Source organism: Aeromonas sp. 2692-1, from assembly GCF_013085505.1.
Taxonomy (GTDB): Bacteria; Pseudomonadota; Gammaproteobacteria; order Enterobacterales; family Aeromonadaceae; genus Aeromonas; species Aeromonas hydrophila.
The window spans coordinates 19,499-41,708 of record NZ_CP038513.1 but is presented as its reverse complement, the minus strand read 5'-3'; the positions used below and the strand labels follow the sequence as shown (position 1 = coordinate 41,708).

Below are 22,210 nucleotides of genomic sequence, written 5' to 3'. Positions count from 1 at the left end.
GAGTGGATGATTTCTCGGGCAAGATCAATAAATTGAGCTGCCATGGGGTGGTGGTCGGGCGATGTGAGGACCTCCGCGCCCTTGTTTGCTCAGTGCTCGCTGCGCATTTGGGCGGGGGAATGAACTGCGGGGCCGTGACGCTGTTGAGTGAGGCGCAGCACAGATGCCAGGGTGAGGGCATCAAGGTTGGGGCAGTGATGGTATGAGCGTACCCATACGGCCAGAACCACACTTTCCACCAGAGATAAATGGGCCCGCTGCCGGTGACGACAGGGGCCTTTTTTGTTGTTAGCGCACGCTCTTGGGGTCAGCGGGCCAGCACTACCTGGCCGCTGGGTCTGGGGTTGTCGAATTGATGGGGGACGGGTTGCTGCTGGAACTGGCGTACCAGCCGGTCCAGTTCGCTCAGTTGCCGCACCAGCTGGTTGATGCCCTGTACGGCATGCTGACTGCCCTGGCTGGAGTCATCGGCCAGGGTCTTGATGCTGAGCACGTTGCGATCGATATCGGCGGTGACCTGGGATTGCTCCTGCACGGCCTGGGCTATCTGGCTGCTGCCGGAGGCGACCTGCTGCAACATGCTGTTGATCTGCTGCAGTATGGTGCCGGTGGCGGAGGCCTTCTGCTGGCAGCTGGCGGAGAGCGCGCCCCCTTTCTCCATCGCCAGTTCGGCATTGCCTGCACTGGCCTGCAGCAGGGTGATCATCTTCTGGATTTCGCCGGTGGAGGACTGGGTCTTGATGGCCAAGGATCTGATCTCGTCCGCCACCACCGAGAAGCCGCGGCCCGCCTCGCCGGCCCGGGCTGCCTCGATGGCTGCATTGAGGGCGAGCAGATTGGTCTGGTTGGCGATGTTGTTGATGACATCGAGAATGCCGTCGATGTCCCGGCACTGTGCCGCCAGAGTGTGGATCACCGTTTTTGAGGTGGTGAGCTCGCTGTGCATCCCCTCGACCGCCCCTATGGTCTCCTGCACGCTGCGGTTGCCCTCCAGGAACAGCTCGGCGGTTTCATCGAGCAGGCCGGAGGCGGCGGTGGAGCTGTGGGAGACCTCGTGGATCGACTCGGCCATCTGGGTGATGGCGGTGGCGACCTGATTGGTCTCTGCCTGTTGTTGCTGCAGGTTGCTGGTGATGGACTCGGCATTGCGCAGATCGCCTTCGGCCGAGCGCAGGATCCGGCTGCAGGTCTGCTGGGTGCGCGCCAGCACCGCGTTGAACTCGGCCTGATTCATCAGCATGGCGAGCTCGATGGCGGCGATGTTGTCGACCTTGTTGGTGTAGAGCAGCTGCATCAGCGGGTTGTCGAAACGGCTGCGGGCCATCTTGTCGAGCTTGCCGAGGCGACGGGCCAGGGCATGGGTGATCATGGCTGCCAGCAGCAGCGGTACGGCCGCCAGGGCCAACTGCCAGAGCGCAGCCTGTTGATACCCCAGCGCAACCATGGTCATCAGGCTCAGCAGCAGGCAGAGCCCGATCGCCAGGGTGTGGGAGAAAGTCGGCAGCCTGAGCGCCAGCGGGGTCTTGTCAGCGCGCAGCCCGGCATAGATGCGCTCGGCCCGCTGCTTGATCTCCTCACTGGGGGCGGTACGCACCGATTGATACTCCACCACCTTGCCGTAGGCATCCTTGATCGGCGTGACGAAGGCGCTGACCCAGTAGTGATCGCCGTTCTTGCAGCGATTCTTTACCGGCCCCATCCAGCTTTTGCCGGCCCGAATATGGTGCCAGAGATCGGCGAAGGCCTGCTTGGGCATATCTGGGTGGCGCACCAGGTTGTGGTGCTCCCCTTGCAGCTCCTCCAGATTGAAGCCGGCGATATGGCAAAACTCGTCGTTGGCATAGGTGATGCGGCTCTCCAGATCCGTGGTGGAGATCAGGCTCTGGTGCTCCGGATAGAGGCGCTCGCGCTGGGTAACGGGTTGATTGATTCTCATGGTGGCTCCGGAACAGGGTTGCTGGAAAGATGCATGGCAAATGCAAGTCATGAGCCAGCACGCAGAGATTGATGATTATTTTGTGAATAGCGGGTGATGAAGGTGAAACGAGTCAGCCTGGTTCAGCCAGGAGGGCCATCATCGGTAGCGGTATGGAGAAGAATTCGCATTTCGAGAACCGTTTTGGCAACGGCTGGTCGATATTTCGCAAGATGCTGCGGCGGTGTGCGAAACGACGGAGCCCGGGGGCGGGCTCCAGGGGATCAGGGGGCTGGATCGGCCGGGGCAGGCTCAGGCCCGGCGGGTGGGGCCAGCATCATGGTCTCGATCTGCAGCCCTTGCACCAGCACGGTTTTCAGATCCTGCAGGTACTCCTCCAGTGGCGGCTCCTGCAGCAGCTGGGCGAGCTCGTTGCCGACCGGGGTCAGCCGGTAGTAGAGCAGGGTGATGTTGGCCTGCTTGCGCTGCAGGCGCCAGCGCTGATCGCCGAACTCCAGCTCCACCCCGTCGGCGGGCAGCGGGCCGGATTCCAGCTCGCCCCGGTGCAGCAGGCCGAGCTCGAACAGCTGCAGCAGGGCGTTGTAGGGGATGCGGTACTTGCCAAGGCCGAGCCGGGTCACCCGGGCGCGGCTGAGCAGGCTGGCTCCCTTGTGCAGCCCCAGCAGCAGCCGCTGCTCGTCGCTGCCCACATAGTGGCAGGAGAGGGAGCAGATGCGCTGGAACAGCTGGGCCTCGCGCTGGGTCATCTCCTTGAGGGTGGAGAGCGCGCGGATGGAGAAGCGGCCCGGGGTGGCGATCTCGATGGCGAAGATGCGGCCCCACAGCTGCTGCATGGGCACCATGCTGATGTCTTCCGCCAGTTGCAGGAAACGGGTCAGCCAGTCGCTGTCCATCTCGCCGCCGGCGGCCGTCTCCTCGCAGTGGCGGGAGGCCATCACCATGATGGCTTCCAGGTTGCGCTGGCGGGCGGCCTGATCCGCCAGCTGGCGAAAGGTGGCGCGCTGCTCGAAGGTGCTGTCGCTGTTGCGGGTGAGCATGCCGTCGATACCGCGGCTGCGGGCCAGGCGCAGGGTCTGCTCCTGGCTGCTCAGGATGGAACTCTCTTTCTTGGGCGGGGGCAGGTCAGCCATGCTGGCTCCGTGATCGCAAGGTCTAGCCTTGAATGTTACTCCAACCGGGATGGTGGGCAATCCCTCAGGCAGGGGCTGGCTGGGATCCGGTCGTTGCGGATAACAAAACGGCCTCCCGCGGGAGGCCGTTTGTGCCTGGTTACTGCTCTTCGTAGACGCTCACCTCGACCGCCTCCATGGAGTAGGAGGCAGTGGCCATCTCGTGGCTGGAGCTGACCGTGCGCATCTTGCCCTTCACCCAGATGGCGTCCCACAGATCGTCCACCGGCGCCCCCTTGGGGTAGCTCACGTAGACTACCTGGTTGGTGGGCGGGGGCGGCACATGGATGCAGGCGCCGAAGTAGGGCACCAGCAGGAAGGCGGTGATCTTCTTGGCATCCCCCTCCAGCGGCACTACGAAGCCCGGGATGCGCACCTCTTGGTTGTCCAGCTTCTGGTTGACCCCGCCCACCGGCTGCGGCACCGAGGCAAGATTGCCGTCGTGGCTCACCTGGGGGGCGGCAGCAGTTTTTCACCGGCGGGAATGAGCACATCCCAGTCGATGGTCTTGTACTCCACGGCCATGGCCGGCAGCGCCAGCATGGCGGCCAGCAGCGCCACAATTTTCCACTTCATCATCTGTCCTTCTCGTTTTTATGGGCGTCTGGCTAGACGCGAATGCTCATGCCGTCGCTCAGGCTGTAGCGATAAGCGCGGGCCGCGGGCAACAGGCCGATCACCATGCCGGCCAGCCAGACCAGCCCCAGCAGCAGCCACTCGTGGGCGCTCGGCAGCCCCAGGCTCAATTGCAGGCCATAGTGGCTGAGCAGCCAGGGGGTGGCAAGCCCCTGCCCCAGGTAGAGCACCGCCACCCCGAGCGCGATGCCGGCGGTGGTGAGGGCCATCGCCTCCAGTGCCAGCAGCAGGAACAGGTGGGCAGGGCCGGCGCCGAGGGATCGCAGGATGGCGAGTTCCCGGCGCCGCTCGTTGAGGCCGGCCAGCAGGGTGGTCAGCATGCCGATGAGGCCCGCCACCACCACGAAGCCGGCGATCACCGACAGTGCCGTCTCCGCCACGCTCATCAGGCTCCACAGCTCTTGCAGGGCGGCCCCCGGCAGGATCGCCATCAGCGGCTCACCCCGGTAGGTGTTGACGCTGCGCTGCAGCTGGAACGCCAATATCCGGTTGCTGAGCCCCACCATGAAGGCGGTGATGGTCTTGGGGGTGAGATCCTGGGCCAGCGCCTGCTCGGCAGTCACGTTCTTGCTGTGACGGCCGGTGTCCCAGCCCAGGTGGATCGCCTCGATGCCGGCCAGCGGCACGTGGATGGTGCGATCGATGGGAGTGCCGGTCGGTGCCAGGATCCCCACCACCTTGAATGGCAGGTTGTCGTGCTGGCTGAACGAGGTATTGCCGGCGCCGTGGGCAATGACGATGGACTGCCCCAGGTGATAACCGAGCTTCTCGGCCACCTGGGCGCCGAGCACCGCCTCGAATGGCGTGTCGAACGCTCGCCCTTCACGCAGCGCCAGCGCCTGCTGCTGGCCGTACTTCAGGTGGGTGAAGTAGTCGCCATTGGTACCGAGCACGCGAAACCCCTTGTGGGAGTCGCCAAGGGAAAGCGGGATGGTCCAGGCGATGCCGCGCTGGTTCTTGATGGCCTGATAGGCATCCCAGCCCACGTTGTTGGTGGGATTGCCGATGCGAAACACCGAGTAGAGCAGCAGGTTCACCTGGCCGGAGCGGGCGCCGACGATGAGATCCGTGCCCGACACCGTATTGGCGAAGCTTTCGCGGGCCTGGTTGCGCACCCGCTCCACCCCGAGCAGCAGGGTGACGCTGATGGCGACGGCCAGCAGGGTGAGCCCGGCGGTGAGACGGCGGGCCCAGAGGCTTTGCAGGGCGAGTTTTAGCACGTGACCCTCCGGTTTTGTGGTCGTACCGCGTGGGTGCGAATGGCATTCATCAGGGAGATGCAGTGTTGAACGGTGCTCAGCATGATGCCCTCCTGTTCAGTTGTTGCAGGTTTTCCACCCGCGGGAAGAGCGGTTCGAGGTAGGGGTCGTGGCTGACGAAGACCAGGGTCGAGCCCTGCTTGTCGCACTCCTCGAACAACAGCTTGATGAAGGCAGCCCGGTTGTCGGTATCGAGGGCCGAGGTGGGCTCGTCGGCGATCACCAGCGGCGGTGAGCCGATCAGCGCGCGGGCGGCAGCCACCCGCTGCTGCTGGCCGATGCTGAGGGCATGGACGGGCCTGTGTAGCGCCTCCTCGGGTAGCTGCAACTCCCGTAGCAGGCGGCGTGCCTCCTCGGCCGGGCTGCCCTGCAGCCGGGCTCGCTTCTCGGGGGAGAAGGTGAGGGCGCTGGTGACGTTGTCCTGCACGGATAAAAACGGCAGCAGGTTGAACTGCTGGAAGATGTAACCCAGATTGGCCGCCCGGAAGTGGTCGCGGGCACGGCCAGAGAGTCGGGCCAGCGGCTGGCCCAATACCTCCAGGGTGCCGTGGTTGGCGGTCTGGATCCCGGCCAGCAGGCCGAGCAGGGTCGACTTGCCGGAGCCCGACGGTCCCTTGATGAACACCCGCTCCCCCTCGCTGATGGTGAGGGCGGGCAGATCGAGTACAACCTCGTGACCCGGCCAGGCAAAGGCCAGATCGCGGATCTCAACCACGGCGTTTTTCATGGCGTTACCAGCTCAGTTTGTTGGCGGAGGGGGTCAGCTCGGCCGCAGTCTGGCCGCTGGGCAGGATACCCTGCACACTCAGCTTCTCCAGGCTCGGATAGACGCTGAACAGGGTGGCCTCCAGCCCGGTCAGTTTGGCCGGGGTGGCGCAGGTGTAGGTGTACATGGCGCCCATGTCGGCGTGACCGGCGTCGTCGTGATGGTGTTCGTCGTGCTTGCCGTCAGATTGCTGGTGGTCATGGTCATGGTCATGGTCATGGTCATGGTCATGGTCATGGTCATGGTCATGATCATGATCTTCCTTGGCGGCCTGCAGCTCCTGCTGGGTCAGCTTGCAGCCAGCGGCCGGGTCGAAGCGAAACAGGGCATCGGGTTGCTTGAGTTGAGCGATGGCCTTGGCGTATTGCGCCTTTTCCTCGTCGCTCTTGGCGGCGTGCTCGAAGCCCACCAGATCGGCGGCGGGGGCCTGCAGCTCGATCATCAGCTGGTTGCCATCGAGCACCAGATTGAGGTGACCGTGGCCGTGCTCATGGGCGCCGTGGCCGTGACTGTCGTGTTCATCGTGGTTTGCCTGCACGCCAAATGCGGCGGCCGCCAGTAACAGGGTGACTGCTTTCATCGTTAATCCTTTGAAAAATTTATTGAAAAATGGATTTAGCCGGATAAGCGATGAAGCAGTGGTGGCGCGCGAATGCGGCACTGGCCTGACGGGGTGACATGAGGTTTGGGCAGGGTGGCATCAACGAGCTTGCCGATGACCACTTGTGAAGACGGGATGACCAGGGTTGGGATAAGTGCCAGCTTGCCATCCAGATGCAGGGCGCAGAGGACACAGGCGTGGTTGTGGCCGGGCAGGTCGGCTTCCAGCGGATGTTGTGCCAGCACCGGTTGCAACCACAACCAGCCCAGCAGCAGCAACCAGATTTTCAGCTTGGTACGACCCATAGACCCTTATCAAAGGGGCGCCATCAGCGCCCCTTCTCTCTGACTTAGAGATGGGACTTGATGAGCCCCATCACGGTAGCGATATTGTTGGCATCGAGCTGGCCATCTTTGGCAAACAGCACCTTGCCCTCTTTGTCCAGCAGGATGATGGCCGAGCTTTCCGGCGCCAGATCCCAGGCGTTGCGGGCCATGCCCTTGGCATCCAGCACCATGGCGGACCAGGGGAATTCCTTCTTGCTGTCCTCGGCACTGCTCTTCACAAAGCCGGAGGTGCCCCAGATGGCGTCATTGCTGTTGATGATGGTGACGGTCTGGTACTTGTCGTGGGGCAGCTTGGCCGCCTTGATCGCTTCGATCATGGGGGCGTTGAGCTCCTTGGCGCTGGAACGACCGGCGATGTGCTGGATCAGAAAGACCTTGCCGGCCAGCACCTTGCTTTGCCAGGGCTGATAGCTGATCTCTTTCTCTTTCAGAACCAGTTCACCCTTGTCGCTGATGTTGACCAGCGGCACCTGAGCCGACTCCTTGATGTTGTGAGCCAGGGCCAGGGTTGGCAGCAGCGCCAGAGTAAGTACGAGATGTTTCATCCTGATGACACTCCTTTTGTTATGTTATAACGATTTTTGCATTGAGGGAATGGGGCAGTACTCATCCTAAACTGATCGGATCTGTTTAAGAAGTGTTAAATAAACGTGTGATTGGCCCGCTTGCCTGCCCGCCAGCACGGGGCCTAGCTGGCAAAGGCGGCTAGGATGGCACGCAGTCGATAAAAATCAATTGCTTATCAACTGGTTTGAGGAGTCTGGCTGCGGCCTGCAGCCAGACGGGAGGTGAGGGGGAGGGCTCAGTAGAGCGGTTCGCTCACCAGCGGGATCTTGGCCATGGTCATCTGTTGGGCCAGCAGGGGCGAGCCGGTCAGCAGAACGTGGCGCTGGTTGCCGATCACCACGGTATCCCCTTTCAGGCCGCTGTCGGCGGTAATGGCCAGCCAGGCCGGCGAGACGCTGCCGATGCTGATGTTCGGGTAGATGATGCTGAGCATGTACTGGGGGGCCAGCTCGGCCAGCAGGCTGGCCATCAGCAGCGCCTTCTCGTCACTGTCTGCCTTGTTGCTCTGCAAGGCTTGCAGTGGCGGCGCGAAGTGGTCCATCTGCTCGGGTGGGGTGGGAATGCCGCTCAGCCACTCCTGCAGCAGGCCGACGCTGGTGGCCAGATCCTTGGCCAGGAACTGTTTTGCCAGGGGCCTCAGGTCGCCCTTGAACTGGTAGAACAGCTGCGAATAGTTGGGACGCACGCAGGGCAGCTTGCGATTGGCGGGATGCACGCAGGGCACCACCCGCATCTGATAAAAGGCATCGTCCTGATATTGCTGATAGGCCTGCCAGAACAGGGTCGACTCCATGCTGTCGTCGTGCAGGGTGAAGGCCTGCTCCAGATTGCGAAACTTGGTGGCGGTCTCCGGGCTGGTCTGATTGATCAGATTGATGCTGTTGTAGAGCCGCGGACTGATATAGGAGTAGAGGGTCTCCAGCGGATAGTTGAGGGAGGCATCGAGCAGGCTCATCTCGTGGCGGCTGGCGGAGATGACCCGCTCATCCGTGTTCAGCAGCAGATGCTTCTGCTGGCCGTCGGCCGATTGCCATTGCCAGCTCAGGGTGACCTCGTTGGCCCCGGCCATGGACGCGAACACTAGACTCAACAACAGACCTTGTGCCAGTTTCATGATGTGCATCCTGCTAGGGGTGATAATAAACAACTAGGTGAGCCGGCCGATTTTGGATGAGTCTGGCATTTGTGATTTTGATAACAGATTGATCGGGCTTTTAATTTAATTCTGGAAATAAGTCATGCAGGAAACCGTCATGAAGCGAATCACACCGTTGTTGCTGCTGTTGGCCGCCTTGCCGGCCTCGGCGGGGCCGGTCATCGTCAACCAGGGGATGTCCAGCGCGGATACCTTTGCCCTGCGGGACAAGCTGGCGCGGGAACATGAATGGCAGGAGTGGCTGCGTTTCCAGCAGGCCATCAAGTGGCTGGAGGTGCTGCCGGTGAACTGCGAGCTGATGAGCGATCAGGATGGCAGCTATCACTGCGGGGGAGACTACTATCGGTCCTATCGACAGGATGGGCGCGACATCTATATCCAGGGGGATCCTGCCGGTGTGACGCCGGGTCAGCGCCCGCAACAACCCATAAAAAAGGCGCCCTGAGGCGCCTTTTTCACGAGAGATACGCTTACTTGGCAGCGTAACGCTCGGCAGAGCTGATGATCTCGGCTTCGGCGGCGGCCTTGTCGCCCCAGCCTTCAACCTTGACCCACTTGCCTGCTTCCAGCTCTTTGTAGCGCTCGAAGAAGTGCTGGATCTGGGCGCGCAGCAGCTCGGGCAGATCGTTCACATCCTTGATGTGATCGTACTGCTTGGTCAGCTTGGAGTGCGGAACGGCCACGATCTTGGCATCTTCACCGGATTCGTCGGTCATCTTCAGCACGCCAACCGGGCGGCAGCGAATGACGGAGCCGGCCAGCAGCGGGTAGGGAGTCGGCACCAGCACGTCGACCGGATCACCATCCAGAGACAGGGTGGCGTTCACGTAACCGTAGTTGCACGGGTAGAACATCGGGGTAGACATGAAGCGATCAACGAAGATGGCACCGCTGTCCTTGTCGACTTCGTATTTGATCGGGTCGGCATTCTGCGGGATTTCGATGATGACGTAGATGTCGTCGGGCAGGCTCTTGCCAGCCGGGACCAGGTTCAGGCTCATGACGTTTCCTTTGAGTGTTGGAGTCAAGTTTGCAGGCCGATATTATAGCGATGTCGCGTCAAATGACCATATTTCAGGGCCACTGCGACAGAGTCGGTGGATACCGCACAGCTTGGGTCTGCCAAATTGCCGTCACCTTGCTAGAATGCGCACTCCCTTTACTGGAAAAGGCAGCGGTATGCACATTCACATCCTCGGGATCTGCGGCACCTTCATGGGTGGTCTGGCGGTGTTGGCAAAACAGCTTGGTTACCGGGTGACCGGTTCGGATGCCAACGTCTATCCCCCCATGAGTACTCAACTCGAGCAACAGGGCATCGAACTGACCGAGGGCTATGACCCCTCCCAGCTCGATCCGGCGCCGGATCTGGTGGTGGTCGGCAATGCCATGAGCCGCGGCAACCCCTGTGTGGAGTATGTGCTGGACCGCAATCTGCCCTACATCTCCGGCCCCCAGTGGCTGCTGGAGCACGTGCTGCAGGATCGCTGGGTACTGGCCGTAGCCGGTACCCACGGCAAGACCACCACCGCCAGCATGCTGGCCTGGGTGCTCGAATACGCCAAGCTGGAGCCCGGCTTTCTCATCGGCGGCGTGCCCGGCAATTTCCCGGTTTCCGCCCGTCTCGGCTCCGCCCCCTTCTTCGTCATCGAGGCGGACGAGTATGACTGCGCCTTCTTCGACAAGCGCTCCAAGTTCGTCCACTACCACCCGCGCACTCTGGTGATGAACAACCTGGAGTTTGACCACGCGGATATTTTCCCGGATCTCGCCGCCATCCAGCGCCAGTTCCACCACCTGATGCGCACCGTGCCGAGCAACGGCCGGGTGCTCTTCCCCAAGGGGGACGAGAACCTGGCTGCCGTGCGCAAGATGGGCTGCTGGAGCGAAGTGGAGCTGGTGGGTCAGGACGACGCCCAGTGGAAGGCGGTCAAGCTGGCCGACGACGGCTCCGCCTTCGAGGTGTGGCTGGACGGCGTGAAGCAGGGCGAAGTGCACTGGGAGTGCATCGGCGAGCACAACGTCAACAACGGCCTGATGGCCATCGCCGCCGCCCGCCATGCCGGTGTCATGGTGGAGCACGGCATTGCAGCCCTCTGCCAGTTCAAGTCCCCCAAGCGACGGATGGAGCTCAAAGGCGAGGTAGCCGGCATCAGCGTCTATGACGACTTCGCCCATCACCCCACTGCCATCGAGACCACCCTCGGCGGACTGCGCGCCAAGGTGGGCAAGGCCCGCATCCTGGCGGTGCTGGAGCCCCGCTCCAACACCATGAAGCTGGGGGTCCACAAGGAGGAGCTGGCCGGCTGCTTCGATGGCGCCGACGAGGTGTTCTTCTTCCAGCCGCCCAACATCGGCTGGGATCTTGGCGAGGTGACCGCCCACATGACCCGACCGGCCAAGGTGTTCAACGATCTGGAGACTCTGATCAACCGGCTGGTGGCCGAGTGCCGCGATGGCGATCATATTCTGATCATGAGCAACGGTGGCTTCGGCGGCATTCATGACAAGCTGATCGCCCGCCTCAAGGACTATCACGGCCAGCTATGAACAAAGCGATCACTCTGGCGCTGACCGGCGCCTCTGGCGCCCCTTATGCCCTGCGCCTGCTGGAATGCCTGGTGCAGGCGGATTATCGGGTCTACCTGCTCGCCTCCTCGGCGGCTCGTGTGGTGCTCAAGACCGAGCAGCAGCAGGAGTGGCCGGGCTCGCCCAAAGAGCTCTCTGCCTATCTCTGTCGTCAATATGGCGCCAGCGAGGGGCAGATAGTGGCCTGCGGCAAGGAGGAGTGGTTCTCGCCGGTGGCTTCCGGCTCGGCGGCGCCCAGGCAGATGGTGGTCTGTCCCTGCTCCATGGGGACCGTGTCGGCCATTGCCAACGGCACCTCCGACAACCTGCTGGAGCGGGCGGCGGACGTGGTGATCAAGGAGCGCGGCCAGCTCATTCTGGTACCCCGCGAGAGCCCCTTCTCGGCTATCCACCTGGAGAACATGCTGAAACTGGCGCGGCTCGGGGTGACCATCATGCCGGCGGCGCCGGGCTTCTATCATGAGCCAAAAAGCATCGCGGACCTGGTGGACTTCATGGTGGCGAGGATCCTCGACCATCTGGGGATCGAGCACGATCTGACCCGCCGCTGGGGCTACGCCAAAGGGTGAGCTGAGAGATAGCGGACAAACAAAAGCGGCGCCGACCTGAACAGTTCGGCGCCGCTTTATTTTGACGGAGCGGGTTAGGCTGCCTGGATCGGGGCCGTCACGTACTTGAACAGAAAATCGGCCACTTCTTCCCGGTCCGGGCGTTGTGGCTGATTGATCATCTGCATCATGACGTAACCAAAACCGGTCAGGGAGCGAGCCAGGTCCTGGGCGGACAGCACGCTCTGGATCTCGCCGGCATCCATGGCGCGTTGCAGGTGGGGTGCAATGCGCTCCAGTGCCTTGTCCAGCAGCTTGGCGTAACGGGGCCAGACCTCTTCCCGCACCGATGAGCTCCACTCCAGCCAGATGCTGGCGTGGTCAGGCTGATCGTAGGCGGCGTCGACAAACAGCTTCACGTGGCGGCGAATGCTGTCGCTGACCGGGCCCTGGCCGGTGTAGGCCTGTTCCAGCATCTGGTGCACGAAACGTTCGATCTCGGCCAACACTTCATCCACCAGCTCTTCACGGGTGTTGAAATAGTTGAACACGGTAGCAACCGAGACCTTGGCCTGTTCTGCGATTTCGGCGTGACCCGCACGGCCAATGCCGCGACGGGAGAACACCTCGATGGCACATTCCATCAATTGATTGCGTCGGGCCTCCGGCGAAAGCCGGGTTCGACGTCTTATTTCTGCGCGTGGTTCCATAGTTTTTTCATCTAATAGTTATTGATTATGGTGTTTATAGTATTGTCACCGATAATGCCCGAGGGCCTGCTAACTCTATCAATTAAAATAAGCCGATAAAAGCATCACGTATGCCTGACGCCCTTCGGCTTGAATGGTAGAATCATCGGTTTTGACGTTAATGAACGGCCAAATTCGCTTTGGCCATTATGGAGTAAGTGATGAAACACACTGTCGAGGTGATGATCTCCGAGGCTGAAGTTGCCGCCCGGATCGCCAAATTGGGTGAAGAGATCACCGCCCGTTATCAGGGCTCTGACGAAGTGGTCATGATCGGCCTGCTGCGTGGTTCCTGCATCTTCCTGGCCGACCTGTGCCGCCAGTCCCAGCTGCCCATCACCCTGGATTTTATGACCGCCTCCAGCTATGGCTCCGGCATGCACAGCACCCGTGACGTGCGCATCCTCAAAGATCTGGATGACGACATCAAAGGGAAGGACGTGGTGATCGTCGAAGACATCATCGATACCGGCTACACCCTCAACAAGGTGCGCGAGATCCTCTCTCTGCGCGAGCCAAAATCCCTGGCCATCTGCACCCTGCTGGACAAGCCGTCCCGCCGCGAAGTGCAGGTGCCGGTAGACTGGATCGGTTTCTCCATTCCCGATGAATTCGTGGTGGGCTGCGGCATCGACTATGCCCAGAAGTACCGCAATCTGAAGTTCATCGGCAAGGTTGTACCGCAAGAGTAAGCAAGGTTCAGGAATATCACGGGCGAGGTGGCAGAGCGCCATTTTCTGTCTGCAGGCGGCCTTGGCCGCCTTTTCTGTCTCGAGATGGGATGCGCCATCACAGGGGTTGCAATGAACGCACTGGAAATCAGCGGCCTGAAAAAGACCTATCAGGGGGGCGTCGAAGCCCTTAAAGGCATCGATCTTACCGTCAAGCAGGGGGATTTCTTCGCGCTGCTCGGCCCCAACGGGGCGGGCAAGTCCACCACCATCGGCATCATCAGCTCGCTGGTGAACAAGAGCGCCGGCAAGGTGAAGGTGTTCGGCTACGACATCGACACTCATCTGGAAGAGGCCAAGGCCCAGCTCGGTCTGGTGCCGCAGGAGTTCAACTTCAGCCAGTTCGAGAAGGTGATCCAGATAGTCACCCATCAGGCCGGCTTCTATGGCGTGCCGCGGGCCGAGGCCAAGATCCGCGCCGAGAAATATCTGCGCCAGCTCGACCTGTGGGACAAGCGCGACATGCCGGCCCGCACCCTCTCCGGTGGCATGAAGCGCCGGCTGATGATCGCCCGCGCCCTGATGCACGAACCCAGGCTGTTGATCCTCGACGAACCGACCGCCGGGGTGGACATCGAGATCCGCCGTTCCATGTGGAGTTTCCTCAAGGATCTCAACGAGCAGGGCGTCACCATCATCCTCACCACCCACTATCTGGAAGAGGCCGAGATGCTGTGCCGCAACATCGGCATCATCGACAAGGGCCGCCTGATCGAGAACACCAGCATGAAGAATCTGCTGGGCAAGCTGGGCCGCGAGACCTTCATGCTGGATCTGGCGCCGGGCTCTGCCGTGCCGAACGTGCCCGAGTTCAACGGCCGCATGCAGGACGAACGCACCCTGGAGGTGGATCTGGACAAGAGCCAGTCCCTCAACAGCCTGTTCGAGCAGCTGTCGAGCCAGCAGGTGCAGGTATTGAGCATGCGCAACAAGGCCAACCGGCTGGAAGAGCTGTTCGTCACCCTGGTCGAGGAAGGGAGAAAAGCATGAACCTGACCACTTACTACATCGCCTTCAAGAGCATTCTGGCCAAGGAGATCAGCCGCTTCACCCGGATCTGGATCCAGACCCTGGTGCCGCCCGCCATCACCATGAGCCTCTACTTCGTCATCTTCGGCAACCTCATCGGCGGCCGCATCGGTGACATGGGGGGCTTCAGCTACATGGAGTTCATCGTGCCCGGCCTCATCATGATGTCGGTGATCACCAACTCCTACTCCAACGTCGCCTCCTCCTTCTTCAGCGCCAAGTTCCAGCGTAACGTGGAGGAGCTGCTGGTGGCGCCGGTGCCCAATTACGTCATCATCGCCGGCTACGTCGGCGGTGGTGTAGCGCGCGGCCTCTGCGTTGGCCTCATCGTCACCCTGGTGTCGCTGTTCTTCGTGCCGCTGCAGATCCACCACCTGTTCAGCGTCTGCTTCACCGTGCTGCTGACCGCCATCCTCTTCTCGCTGGGCGGCCTCATCAACGCGGTGTTTGCCAAGACCTTCGACGACATCAGCATCATCCCCACCTTCGTGCTGACGCCGCTCACCTACCTGGGCGGGGTGTTCTACTCCATCAGCCTGCTGCCACCCTTCTGGCAGGGGGTCTCCCAGGTGAACCCGATCATCTACATGGTGAACGCGTTCCGTTACGGCTTCCTCGGGATCTCCGACGTGCCGCTCGGCACCGCCTACCTCATCATCATCGGCTTCATCGTGGCGCTCTACGGCCTGGCCTGGTGGCTCATCTCCCGCGGCACCGGGTTGCGTCACTGATGCAATGTAACGGGCACCCTGGGGTGCCCGTTTTTTTGTCGCCTCTTTTACTTCTCCTGCGCTGGCCCATCTCGCACAGGGTCAATAACCACCCTTTTATCAAGGTTTTATCTGGCACCTTGTGATCCACCGCAATTTTCAGATTACCCCCAAAGGTATAATTCCCGCGGTTGGAAGGTCTGCACTATGGAGGCCTTCCGTCTCTTCTTTTTCTCACCAGGGCAGGATCGCCTATGTCACTGATCACCGAGTTGCCAGCCATTTTTGACAGTTTTTCAGATGCCCGCCGTCAGGGCTTTCTGGCCGTGATGGCACTCAAGGAGCGACAGATCCCCCTGGTCGGCACCTACTGCACCTTTATGCCGCAGGAAGTGGCCATGGCCGCCGGCGCCGTGGTGGTATCACTCTGCTCCACCAGCGACGAGACCATCGAGGAGGCCGAGAAAGACTTGCCCCGCAACCTCTGCCCGCTGATCAAGAGCAGCTACGGCTTCGGCAAGACCGACAAGTGCCCCTACTTCTACTTCTCCGATCTGGTGGTGGGGGAAACCACCTGCGACGGCAAGAAGAAGATGTACGAGTACATGGCCGAGTTCAAACCGGTGCACGTGATGCAGCTGCCCAACCGCGCCGATGACGAGGCCTCCCGCACCCTGTGGCGCAGCGAAATCGTCCGCTTCAAGGCGTTGCTGGAGCAGCAGTTTGGCAAGCCCATCAGCGAGCAGGCGCTGCGCGACGCCATCGTGCTGAAAAACCGCGAGCGCCGCGCGCTGGCCGACTTCTACCGGCTGGGTCAGCTCAACCCGCCGGCGCTGAGCGGCACCGACCTGCTCAAGGTGGTCTATGGCGCCACCTTCCGCTTCGACAAGGAGCAGCTCATCAGCGAGCTGCAGGAGATGACCCGCCGCATCAAGGCCGAGTATGCCGAAGGCAAGCGGCTTGATGCCCGTCCGCGCATCCTCATCACCGGCTGTCCCATCGGCGGCGCGGCCGACAAGGTGGTGCGCCTCATCGAGGAGCACGGCGGCTGGGTGGTGGGCTACGAGAACTGCACCGGCGCCAAGGCGACCGAGCAGTGCGTCAGCGAGGAGGGTGACCTGTTCGATGCGCTGACCGACAAGTATCTGGCCATCGGCTGCTCCTGCATCTCCCCCAACCACCAGCGCATGAATCTGCTGAGCCAGATGGTGGAGGAGTATCAGGCAGACGGGGTGATCGACGTGATCCTGCAGGCCTGCCACACCTATGCGGTAGAGTCGCTCGCCATCAAGCGCCATGTGCGCGATCGCCACGGCATCCCCTACATGGCGGTGGAGACCGACTACTCCAGCGCCGACAAGGGACAGCTGGCGACCCGGCTGGCCGCCTTTATCGAAATGCTGTAAGGAGGCGCCGTGTCACTCTCCATCGGGATTGACTCGGGCTCCACCGCGACCAAGGGGATCCTGTTCGACCACAAGGATGGAGGGCGTATCGTCCGCCGCTTTCTGGTGCCGACCCCCTTTCGTCCGCTGGCTGCCATCGAGCAAGGCTGGGAGACGCTCTCGGCCGCGCTGCCAGAGCGCCCCCATCTGACCCTGACCGGTTATGGCCGCGATCTGGCGTCGTTTGCCGATCGGCGGGTCACCGAGATCTCCTGCCACGGGCTGGGGGCGCGCCTGCTCTGCCCGTCGGTACACACCGTCATCGACATCGGCGGCCAGGACAGCAAGGTGATCCAGCTCGATGGCGAGGGCAACCTCACCGACTTTCTGATGAACGACAAGTGCGCCGCCGGTACCGGCCGCTTTCTCGAGGTGATCACCCGCACCCTGGGGGCGCGGGTCGAACAGCTCGACGAGCTGCTGGAAGGGGCCGAACCTCATGACATCAGCAGCATGTGCACCGTGTTTGCCGAGTCGGAGGCGATCAGCCTGCGCTCGGCGGGCATTCCGGCCGAGTCGATCCTGGCCGGCATCGTCCGCGCCATGGCCCGGCGCAGTGCCAACTTCATCGGCCGCCTCGGTGCCAGACCGACCGTGCTCTTTACCGGTGGCGTCAGCCACTGCGCCACCTTCCGCCACTATCTGGCGCAAGGATTGGGCTGTGACGTGGCCACCCACCCGGACGCCCAGTTTGCCGGTGCGCTGGGGGCGGCCCTGTTTGGTACGCGTGCCCGCACGGGAGGCAAGTCATGAACGCAGAGTTCCTCTATCTGTTCCACTCCACCCTCGGTACGGTCAGGCTGCGCAAGCGGCTGGAGCAGCAGCCCCACCTGTTTCGGGTATGCGACGTCCCGCGCCGGCTCAGTGCCGGCTGCGGCCTCGCCATCCGCCTGCACTGCCCGCCCGAGGAGTGGCAGCAGTGGTGCCAGCGCGGCGAAACCGCCGCCGTCTTTCGTTGTGACGAAGACGGTGAGTATTGCGAACTGGCCCGCTATCCGGCCGCCGACTAGGGCATGGTGACGCCTGGTCGGGGAGTTGGCAGTGGGGGGCATGGATGATAAAGAGCTATCCCATGGCTGTTTATCTGCGGGTGCTGGCCAGGTTGGCGCTGGGGGGATTCTTCGTCGCCTCCGCCGGGTTCAAGCTGGTGGCGCCGGAGCTGTTCGCCGAGCAGATCGGCGCCTTCGGCCTGCTCTGGTCGCCGTTCATTCCCCTTGCCGTCTGGGGGCTTGTCGGGCTGGAGTTCTGTGCCGGGCTCGCGGTGATCGCCAACCGGCGCTGGGGGCTCTGGTTGGTGGTGGCCCTCTTGGCCCTGTTTATTCCGGTGTTGGGCTATGGCATCGCCATCGGGCTCGACATCTCTTGCGGCTGTCTTGGCAGGGCTGATCTCAGCTCGCTGCCACAGGCGCTCGTGCGGGATCTGCTGCTGTTGACGCTTGCGGGCGCCTTGCTGCGCCACTCCCGCCCCGTTTTTACCGTTCCAAAGGAGCAGTGACATGATGAGATTGCAATCCCGCACCCTGATGGCCTCGCTGATTGCGGCCAGCTTTGCCCTCGGTGGCTGTGGCGACAACCAGTTCGAGCAGGAGACCAAGCTGGAGCAGGCGGCGGTACAGCTCTCCCAGGAGACCCAGCAGGGGGGCTATCAGCTGCTGAGCGTGGCGGAGCTGAAGACCCGGATGGATAAAGGCGAGGCGCTGGTGATCATCGACACCATGCCGTTCGAGGACTCCTACAAGAAGGAGCACATCCAGGGGGCCAAGAATTTTGCCTTCGTGAAGGAGGCCAAGTCCGGCGATGACTGGAGCCAGATCGTCGAGGGGAGCGGCACGCCCGAGCAGCTGCTGGCCCTGCTGGGAGACGACAAGACCCGTCCGGTGGTGTTCTACTGCGGCTTCGTCAAGTGTGGCCGCAGCCACAACGGGGCCGCCTGGGCGGTCACCCAGGGCTATCAGCAGGTCTATCGGGTGCCGGGCGGCATCTTCGCCTGGAAAGGGGCGGGTTACCCGGTCACCGCCGAGTAGGCAGGACACGCTCAGAAACAACAAAGCCCGCACATGCGGGCTTTGTTGTCAGTGGCGCTGCGGCTCAGGAGCGGGCCAGCGTCACCACCCGGTTGTCGATGAGGCGGGCCTTGCCGAGATACGCCGCCATCAGGATCACCAGCTGCTCGCTCTGGTCGGTGGCCGCTTCCAGGGTGGCGGCATCGACGATGTCGATGGCGTCGGTCCGAAAACCGGCCTTGTCCAGGCGCTGGCTGGCCTGGGCCACCAGGGAGGGCAGGTGATGGTCACCCGCTTCAATCTGCTCGGCGATCCAGTTCATGGTGCGCGCGAGCTCGGGGGCCAAGGCCCGCTCGGCGGCGGTCAGGTAGCCGTTGCGCGAGGAGAGCGCCAGCCCGTCCTCGGCTCGCACGGTGGACACGCCGACGATCTGGATGGGCATCGCCATGTCGGCCACCATCTTGCGAATGAGCGCCAGCTGCTGGAAATCCTTCTGGCCGAAGCAGGCCACATCGGGCTGCACCAGATTGAACAGCTTGGTCACCACGGTGCTGACGCCGCGGAAGTGACCCGGACGCAGCGCCCCTTCCAGCAGACCGGAGAGGCCCGGCACCTCGACGAAGGTGTGGCTGGCGAGCCCCTGCGGATACATGATCTCCGGCGTCGGCGTGAACACCATGTCCACCCCGGCCGTTTCCAGCGCGGCGCAGTCCTGCTCCAGGGTGCGCGGGTAGTTGGCGAGATCCTCGGCCTTGTCGAACTGCATCGGGTTGACGAAGATGCTGGTCACCACCTTATCGGCGTGATGGTGTGCCTCTTTCACCAGGGTCAGATGGCCCTGATGCAGGTTGCCCATGGTGGGCACGAATGCGATTGTGAGCCCTTCACGGCGCCATTGGCCGATCTGTTCACGCAGAGCGGCGGGATTGTTAACGACCAACATCAGCAGTTTACCTTCGAAAAGATCAAAGAGAGGCGGGCGGTATGGGCCCGCATGGATAAGAGGGGGTGTCAACGGGCAGCATCATCGGCAGGTCACCTTGGGATGGATCATCAAGAGACGGGTTGCTCAGTCAGCACCAGGGGGCGAAGCGGGGGCGCAGGCCCCCGCTCTCGTCACGCTATCGGATCAGTTGAAGCAGTGTTCCGGGCCTGGGAAGGTGCCTTCGCTCACCTGCTTCACATAGAGCCGGATGGCGGCGCGCATGTCGCCGGTCTCGGCCAGGAAGTTCTTGGTGAACTTGGGCACATAGCCGGAGGTGATGCCGAAGGCATCGTGCATCACCAGGATCTGGCCGTCGGTGGCGGGGCCGGCACCGATGCCGATCACCGGAATGCGCAGCGCCTTGCTGATGCGCTCGGCCAGCGAAGTGGGCACGCACTCGAGCACCAGCAACTGGATGCCGGCAGCCTGCAGTTCGAGGGCCTGACGGTAGATCTCCTGGGCCTGGAACTCGTCGCGTCCCTGTACCTTGAAGCCGCCGAATACGTGCACGGATTGCGGGGTGAGGCCGAGGTGGCCGCACACCGGCACGCCGTTGCGGGTCAGGTGGCGAATGGAGTCGCACAGCCAGTCGCCCCCTTCCATCTTCACCATGCGGGCACCGGCCGCCATCAGCCGGGCGGCGTTCTGATAGGTCTGCTCCGGAGTGGCATAGCTCATGAACGGCATGTCGGTCACCACCAGTGCATTGGTGGTGCCGCGCACCACGCAACGGGTGTGATAGACCATCTCATCCATGCTGACGCCCAGGGTATCCTGACCCCCCTGCAGCACCATGCCCAGCGAGTCGCCGATGAGCAGCACGTGGGCGCCCTCGTCGTCGAACAGCTTGGCAAAGGTGGCATCATAGGCGGTGATGGCGGTGATTCGTTGGCCTTCCTGCTTCATCTTCAACAGGTTGGTGGTGGTGATCTTGCTCATAGAGGCTCCTGTTCGTCTGCACCGGGGGCAATGATGGCAAGATCATTGTGCGGGCAGCGGGCAACCAGTTCTGCGAGTGGGGTGCCGCAAGGCAGTACCAGAGCGGGCGCAATCTCGGCCAGGGGCAGCAGCACGAACTCCCGCTCCTTCATGCCGTAGTGGGGAACGATTAGGCGTTCATGCCTGATGATCTGATCGCCAAACAGCAGCAGATCGAGATCCAGGGTTCTCGGCCCCCATCGCTCATCCTTGCGCACACGTCCTTGTTCCAGCTCGATGCTTTGTAGTTGATCCAGCAGCGCCAGCGGCGTCAGCTGGGTGTTGAGCCGGGCCACGGCATTGACGTAGTCCGGCTGGTCAGCAGGGCCCATGGGGCGGCTGCTGTAAAACGACGAGGCCAGCACCAGCACGGATTCCGGCAACCTTGCCAGAGCGGCGACGGCGCGACGAGCCTGACCGAGCGGGTCAGACAGGTTGGAACCAATGGCGATGAAGACCTCGGTCATCACGTCAGTTGTCACTCGGCCGCTTTCGGTTTGCGGCGACGGGGGCGACGACGGTTGCGGCTGTTGCTGCTGCGCTTCTCGCCATCATTGCTGCGGGCCTCACCGGCCTGACCGCGCTCACCGCTGGCCGGGCGGCGGGTCGCCTCCCGTTGCAGCTGCGGGCGCACGTCCGGATTGGACTCCACGTAGCGTTCCCACCAGCTGGCCAGCTCGCCCAGACCGCGTTCGACCCGGTTGCGCAGCAACAGGAAATCAAACGCCGCGCGGAACTTGGGATGCTCCATGGCCCGCTCGGGGTGGCGACCCTGACGGCGGGTCAGCCGCTGCTGCAGGGCCCAGATGTCGCGCACATCGGTGGTGAAGCGGCGCGGGACGGCGATGATCCGCACCTGGTTGTCCAGCACCTCGTTGATCGCCAGCATGAAGGCGTCATACCAGGGCAGGCCGCTCTCGTTCTCCAGCACCCGGCCGCGGGCCTCGACACAGCCCCACAGCAGGGTGGCGTAGAGGAAGGCGGGGGTGACGCGCTTGTCTTCCCGTACCCGGGTGTCGGTATCGATCAGCGCCTGCTCGATGAACTGCTCGTAGGGCGAGTTGCCGTGCGGGGTAAACAGCGCCGCCACCTGTGGGAACAGCTGTTGGAACAGGCCGTATTCGCGCAGCAGCTTGTAGGTGGCCAGGCCATCGCCAGCCAGGAACAGCTTGAGCGTCTCCTCGAACAGGCGGGCCGCCGGAATATCCTGCAGCAGCGGCGCCAGCTCCTTGATGGGGGCGGCGGTGCGCGGGCTGATGGTCATGTCCAGCTTGGCGGCGAAGCGCACGGCGCGCAGCATCCGTACCGGATCTTCGCGGTAGCGGGTCTCGGGATCGCCAATCAGCTCCAGCTTGCGCTCGGCCAAGTCTTCCAGTCCACCCTCAAAGTCGTGCAGGGTGAAATCCTTGGCACTGTAATAGAGGGCGTTAACGGTAAAGTCGCGACGCTCGGCATCCTCTTCGATGGTGCCGTAGACGTTGTCGCGCAGCAGCATGCCTTCATCGGATTGGGCCGACACATGTTTGCTGGTATTGACCTGATGGTGGTGACCGCGGAAGGTGGCCACTTCGATCACGTCACGACCAAAGACGATGTGGGCCAGCCGGAAACGGCGGCCGATCAGGCGGCAGTTGCTGAACAGTGACTTGATCTGCTCCGGCGTCGCATCGGTGGCGATGTCGAAATCCTTGGGCGTCTTCCCGAGCAGCAGATCCCGGACTCCGCCGCCGACCAGGTAGGCTTCGTAGCCGCCCTTGTTCAGGCGATAGAGCACCTTGAGGGCATTCTCGCTGATCTCTTTGCGCGAAATCGGGTGCTGGTCACGGCTCAAGGTACGACGTTGACCGGCGACACGGGCCGGAATGGGGGACTCCGCCGACTGCTCGCCGTCTTCCTTGCCGAGCACTTTGCGGCAAAAGTTTGCGATCTGGGAAAAAATGGTACACCTCGTTATGACTTCAAATTGACGGGAGGCCAAAAAAATAGCGGCCTATCATAGCTCACGC

Annotated in this window: 25 protein-coding genes and 1 pseudogene; 11 read left to right on the top strand and 15 right to left on the bottom strand. The window is 62.4% G+C overall.

The genetic code is table 11. The annotated features are described in order from the left end of the window. Nucleotides 1–307 precede the first annotated feature (307 nt). The 9 genes and pseudogenes from E5E97_RS00220 to E5E97_RS00180 form a co-directional block, all read right to left on the bottom strand. Nucleotides 308–1,936, bottom strand: a complete 1,629-nt coding sequence (locus E5E97_RS00220) for a PAS domain-containing methyl-accepting chemotaxis protein (protein WP_171279669.1) — start codon at nt 1,934–1,936, stop codon at nt 308–310. A 263-nt stretch (nt 1,937–2,199) separates the two neighbouring features. Next, complete coding sequence (locus E5E97_RS00215; protein ID WP_130631707.1) at nt 2,200–3,066, bottom strand: TIGR03899 family protein; 867 nt, start codon at nt 3,064–3,066, stop codon at nt 2,200–2,202. A gap of 139 nt (nt 3,067–3,205) precedes the next feature. Next, nucleotides 3,206–3,684, bottom strand: a pseudogene (locus E5E97_RS00210) (DUF3299 domain-containing protein). A 29-nt stretch (nt 3,685–3,713) separates the two neighbouring features. Beyond that, nucleotides 3,714–4,961, bottom strand: a complete 1,248-nt coding sequence (locus tag E5E97_RS00205) for an ABC transporter permease (RefSeq protein WP_041218358.1) — start codon at nt 4,959–4,961, stop codon at nt 3,714–3,716. A gap of 76 nt (nt 4,962–5,037) precedes the next feature. Continuing rightward, nucleotides 5,038–5,727 carry an ABC transporter ATP-binding protein gene (locus E5E97_RS00200; RefSeq protein WP_171279668.1) on the bottom strand — a complete coding sequence of 230 codons (690 nt, stop codon included), beginning with the start codon at nt 5,725–5,727 and terminating at the stop codon, nt 5,038–5,040. Nucleotides 5,728–5,731: 4 nt separating this feature from the next. Beyond that, entirely contained in the window at nt 5,732–6,346 is a 615-nt protein-coding gene (locus tag E5E97_RS00195; protein ID WP_171279667.1) for a DUF2796 domain-containing protein, read from the bottom strand. A gap of 35 nt (nt 6,347–6,381) precedes the next feature. After that, the gene (locus E5E97_RS00190) at nt 6,382–6,672 is read right to left on the bottom strand and encodes a hypothetical protein (RefSeq protein ID WP_171279666.1); all 291 of its coding nucleotides are present in this window, start codon (nt 6,670–6,672) and stop codon (nt 6,382–6,384) included. A gap of 44 nt (nt 6,673–6,716) precedes the next feature. After that, entirely contained in the window at nt 6,717–7,259 is a 543-nt protein-coding gene (locus E5E97_RS00185) for a YtfJ family protein (RefSeq protein WP_011707296.1), read from the bottom strand. A gap of 257 nt (nt 7,260–7,516) precedes the next feature. Next, complete coding sequence (locus E5E97_RS00180) at nt 7,517–8,395, bottom strand: hypothetical protein (RefSeq protein WP_029302247.1); 879 nt, start codon at nt 8,393–8,395, stop codon at nt 7,517–7,519. A gap of 124 nt (nt 8,396–8,519) precedes the next feature. Here E5E97_RS00180 and E5E97_RS00175 point away from each other — a divergent pair, with 124 nt between their 5' ends. Continuing rightward, nucleotides 8,520–8,882 (top strand): hypothetical protein, encoded by a 363-nt coding sequence (locus tag E5E97_RS00175; RefSeq protein WP_171279665.1) that lies wholly within the window; start codon nt 8,520–8,522, stop codon nt 8,880–8,882. Between the two features lie 25 nt (nt 8,883–8,907). Here the strand turns inward: E5E97_RS00175 and ppa are convergent, their stop codons facing one another. Beyond that, the gene (ppa, locus tag E5E97_RS00170; protein ID WP_011707292.1) at nt 8,908–9,438 is read right to left on the bottom strand and encodes an inorganic diphosphatase; all 531 of its coding nucleotides are present in this window, start codon (nt 9,436–9,438) and stop codon (nt 8,908–8,910) included. 178 nt (nt 9,439–9,616) lie between these two features. On the opposite strand from ppa, the gene mpl reads away from it, so the two are divergent. Both mpl and E5E97_RS00160 read left to right on the top strand, forming a co-directional pair. Continuing rightward, a complete protein-coding gene (gene mpl / locus E5E97_RS00165; protein ID WP_011707291.1) occupies nt 9,617–10,987 on the top strand; it encodes a UDP-N-acetylmuramate:L-alanyl-gamma-D-glutamyl-meso-diaminopimelate ligase in 1,371 nt (456 codons plus the stop codon). Continuing rightward, nucleotides 10,984–11,595: a flavin prenyltransferase UbiX gene (locus tag E5E97_RS00160; RefSeq protein WP_011707290.1), complete on the top strand. Its 612-nt coding sequence runs from the start codon at nt 10,984–10,986 to the stop codon at nt 11,593–11,595. The genes mpl and E5E97_RS00160 overlap by 4 nt, the downstream gene beginning before the upstream one ends. 74 nt (nt 11,596–11,669) lie before the next feature. On the opposite strand, the gene E5E97_RS00155 is transcribed toward E5E97_RS00160, so the two are convergent. Continuing rightward, the gene (locus tag E5E97_RS00155; RefSeq protein WP_171279664.1) at nt 11,670–12,284 is read right to left on the bottom strand and encodes a TetR/AcrR family transcriptional regulator; all 615 of its coding nucleotides are present in this window, start codon (nt 12,282–12,284) and stop codon (nt 11,670–11,672) included. Between the two features lie 200 nt (nt 12,285–12,484). On the opposite strand from E5E97_RS00155, the gene hpt reads away from it, so the two are divergent. From hpt to E5E97_RS00115, 8 genes are all read left to right on the top strand, one after another. Further along, nucleotides 12,485–13,015, top strand: coding sequence for a hypoxanthine phosphoribosyltransferase (hpt, locus tag E5E97_RS00150; RefSeq protein WP_024945753.1), 531 nt, complete (start codon nt 12,485–12,487; stop codon nt 13,013–13,015). A gap of 111 nt (nt 13,016–13,126) precedes the next feature. Beyond that, nucleotides 13,127–14,044, top strand: a complete 918-nt coding sequence (locus E5E97_RS00145) for an ABC transporter ATP-binding protein (RefSeq protein WP_016351893.1) — start codon at nt 13,127–13,129, stop codon at nt 14,042–14,044. Further along, nucleotides 14,041–14,814 carry an ABC transporter permease gene (locus E5E97_RS00140; RefSeq protein ID WP_005304632.1) on the top strand — a complete coding sequence of 258 codons (774 nt, stop codon included), beginning with the start codon at nt 14,041–14,043 and terminating at the stop codon, nt 14,812–14,814. Before E5E97_RS00145 ends, E5E97_RS00140 begins: the two co-directional genes overlap by 4 nt. A 233-nt stretch (nt 14,815–15,047) precedes the next feature. Next, nucleotides 15,048–16,199, top strand: coding sequence for a double-cubane-cluster-containing anaerobic reductase (locus E5E97_RS00135; protein WP_171279663.1), 1,152 nt, complete (start codon nt 15,048–15,050; stop codon nt 16,197–16,199). A 9-nt stretch (nt 16,200–16,208) separates the two neighbouring features. Further along, the gene (locus E5E97_RS00130; protein WP_171279662.1) at nt 16,209–16,991 is read left to right on the top strand and encodes an acyl-CoA dehydratase activase; all 783 of its coding nucleotides are present in this window, start codon (nt 16,209–16,211) and stop codon (nt 16,989–16,991) included. Then, nucleotides 16,988–17,248, top strand: a complete 261-nt coding sequence (locus tag E5E97_RS00125; protein ID WP_171279661.1) for a DUF3343 domain-containing protein — start codon at nt 16,988–16,990, stop codon at nt 17,246–17,248. Before E5E97_RS00130 ends, E5E97_RS00125 begins: the two co-directional genes overlap by 4 nt. 62 nt (nt 17,249–17,310) lie before the next feature. After that, complete coding sequence (locus tag E5E97_RS00120; RefSeq protein WP_238427586.1) at nt 17,311–17,733, top strand: MauE/DoxX family redox-associated membrane protein; 423 nt, start codon at nt 17,311–17,313, stop codon at nt 17,731–17,733. A 1-nt stretch (nt 17,734) separates the two neighbouring features. Continuing rightward, complete coding sequence (locus E5E97_RS00115) at nt 17,735–18,262, top strand: rhodanese-like domain-containing protein (protein WP_171279659.1); 528 nt, start codon at nt 17,735–17,737, stop codon at nt 18,260–18,262. Between the two features lie 64 nt (nt 18,263–18,326). Here the strand turns inward: E5E97_RS00115 and panC are convergent, their stop codons facing one another. From panC to pcnB, 4 genes are all read right to left on the bottom strand, one after another. Further along, nucleotides 18,327–19,184: a pantoate--beta-alanine ligase gene (panC, locus tag E5E97_RS00110; protein ID WP_171279658.1), complete on the bottom strand. Its 858-nt coding sequence runs from the start codon at nt 19,182–19,184 to the stop codon at nt 18,327–18,329. A gap of 186 nt (nt 19,185–19,370) precedes the next feature. Continuing rightward, complete coding sequence (gene panB, locus E5E97_RS00105) at nt 19,371–20,165, bottom strand: 3-methyl-2-oxobutanoate hydroxymethyltransferase (protein WP_011707281.1); 795 nt, start codon at nt 20,163–20,165, stop codon at nt 19,371–19,373. After that, on the bottom strand, nt 20,162–20,671 hold the full coding sequence (gene folK, locus E5E97_RS00100) for a 2-amino-4-hydroxy-6-hydroxymethyldihydropteridine diphosphokinase (protein WP_171281185.1): 510 nt from the start codon (nt 20,669–20,671) through the stop codon (nt 20,162–20,164). Before folK ends, panB begins: the two co-directional genes overlap by 4 nt. Before the next feature lie 11 nt (nt 20,672–20,682). Then, nucleotides 20,683–22,182, bottom strand: a complete 1,500-nt coding sequence (pcnB, locus tag E5E97_RS00095) for a polynucleotide adenylyltransferase PcnB (RefSeq protein WP_017411017.1) — start codon at nt 22,180–22,182, stop codon at nt 20,683–20,685. Nucleotides 22,183–22,210 lie beyond the last annotated feature (28 nt).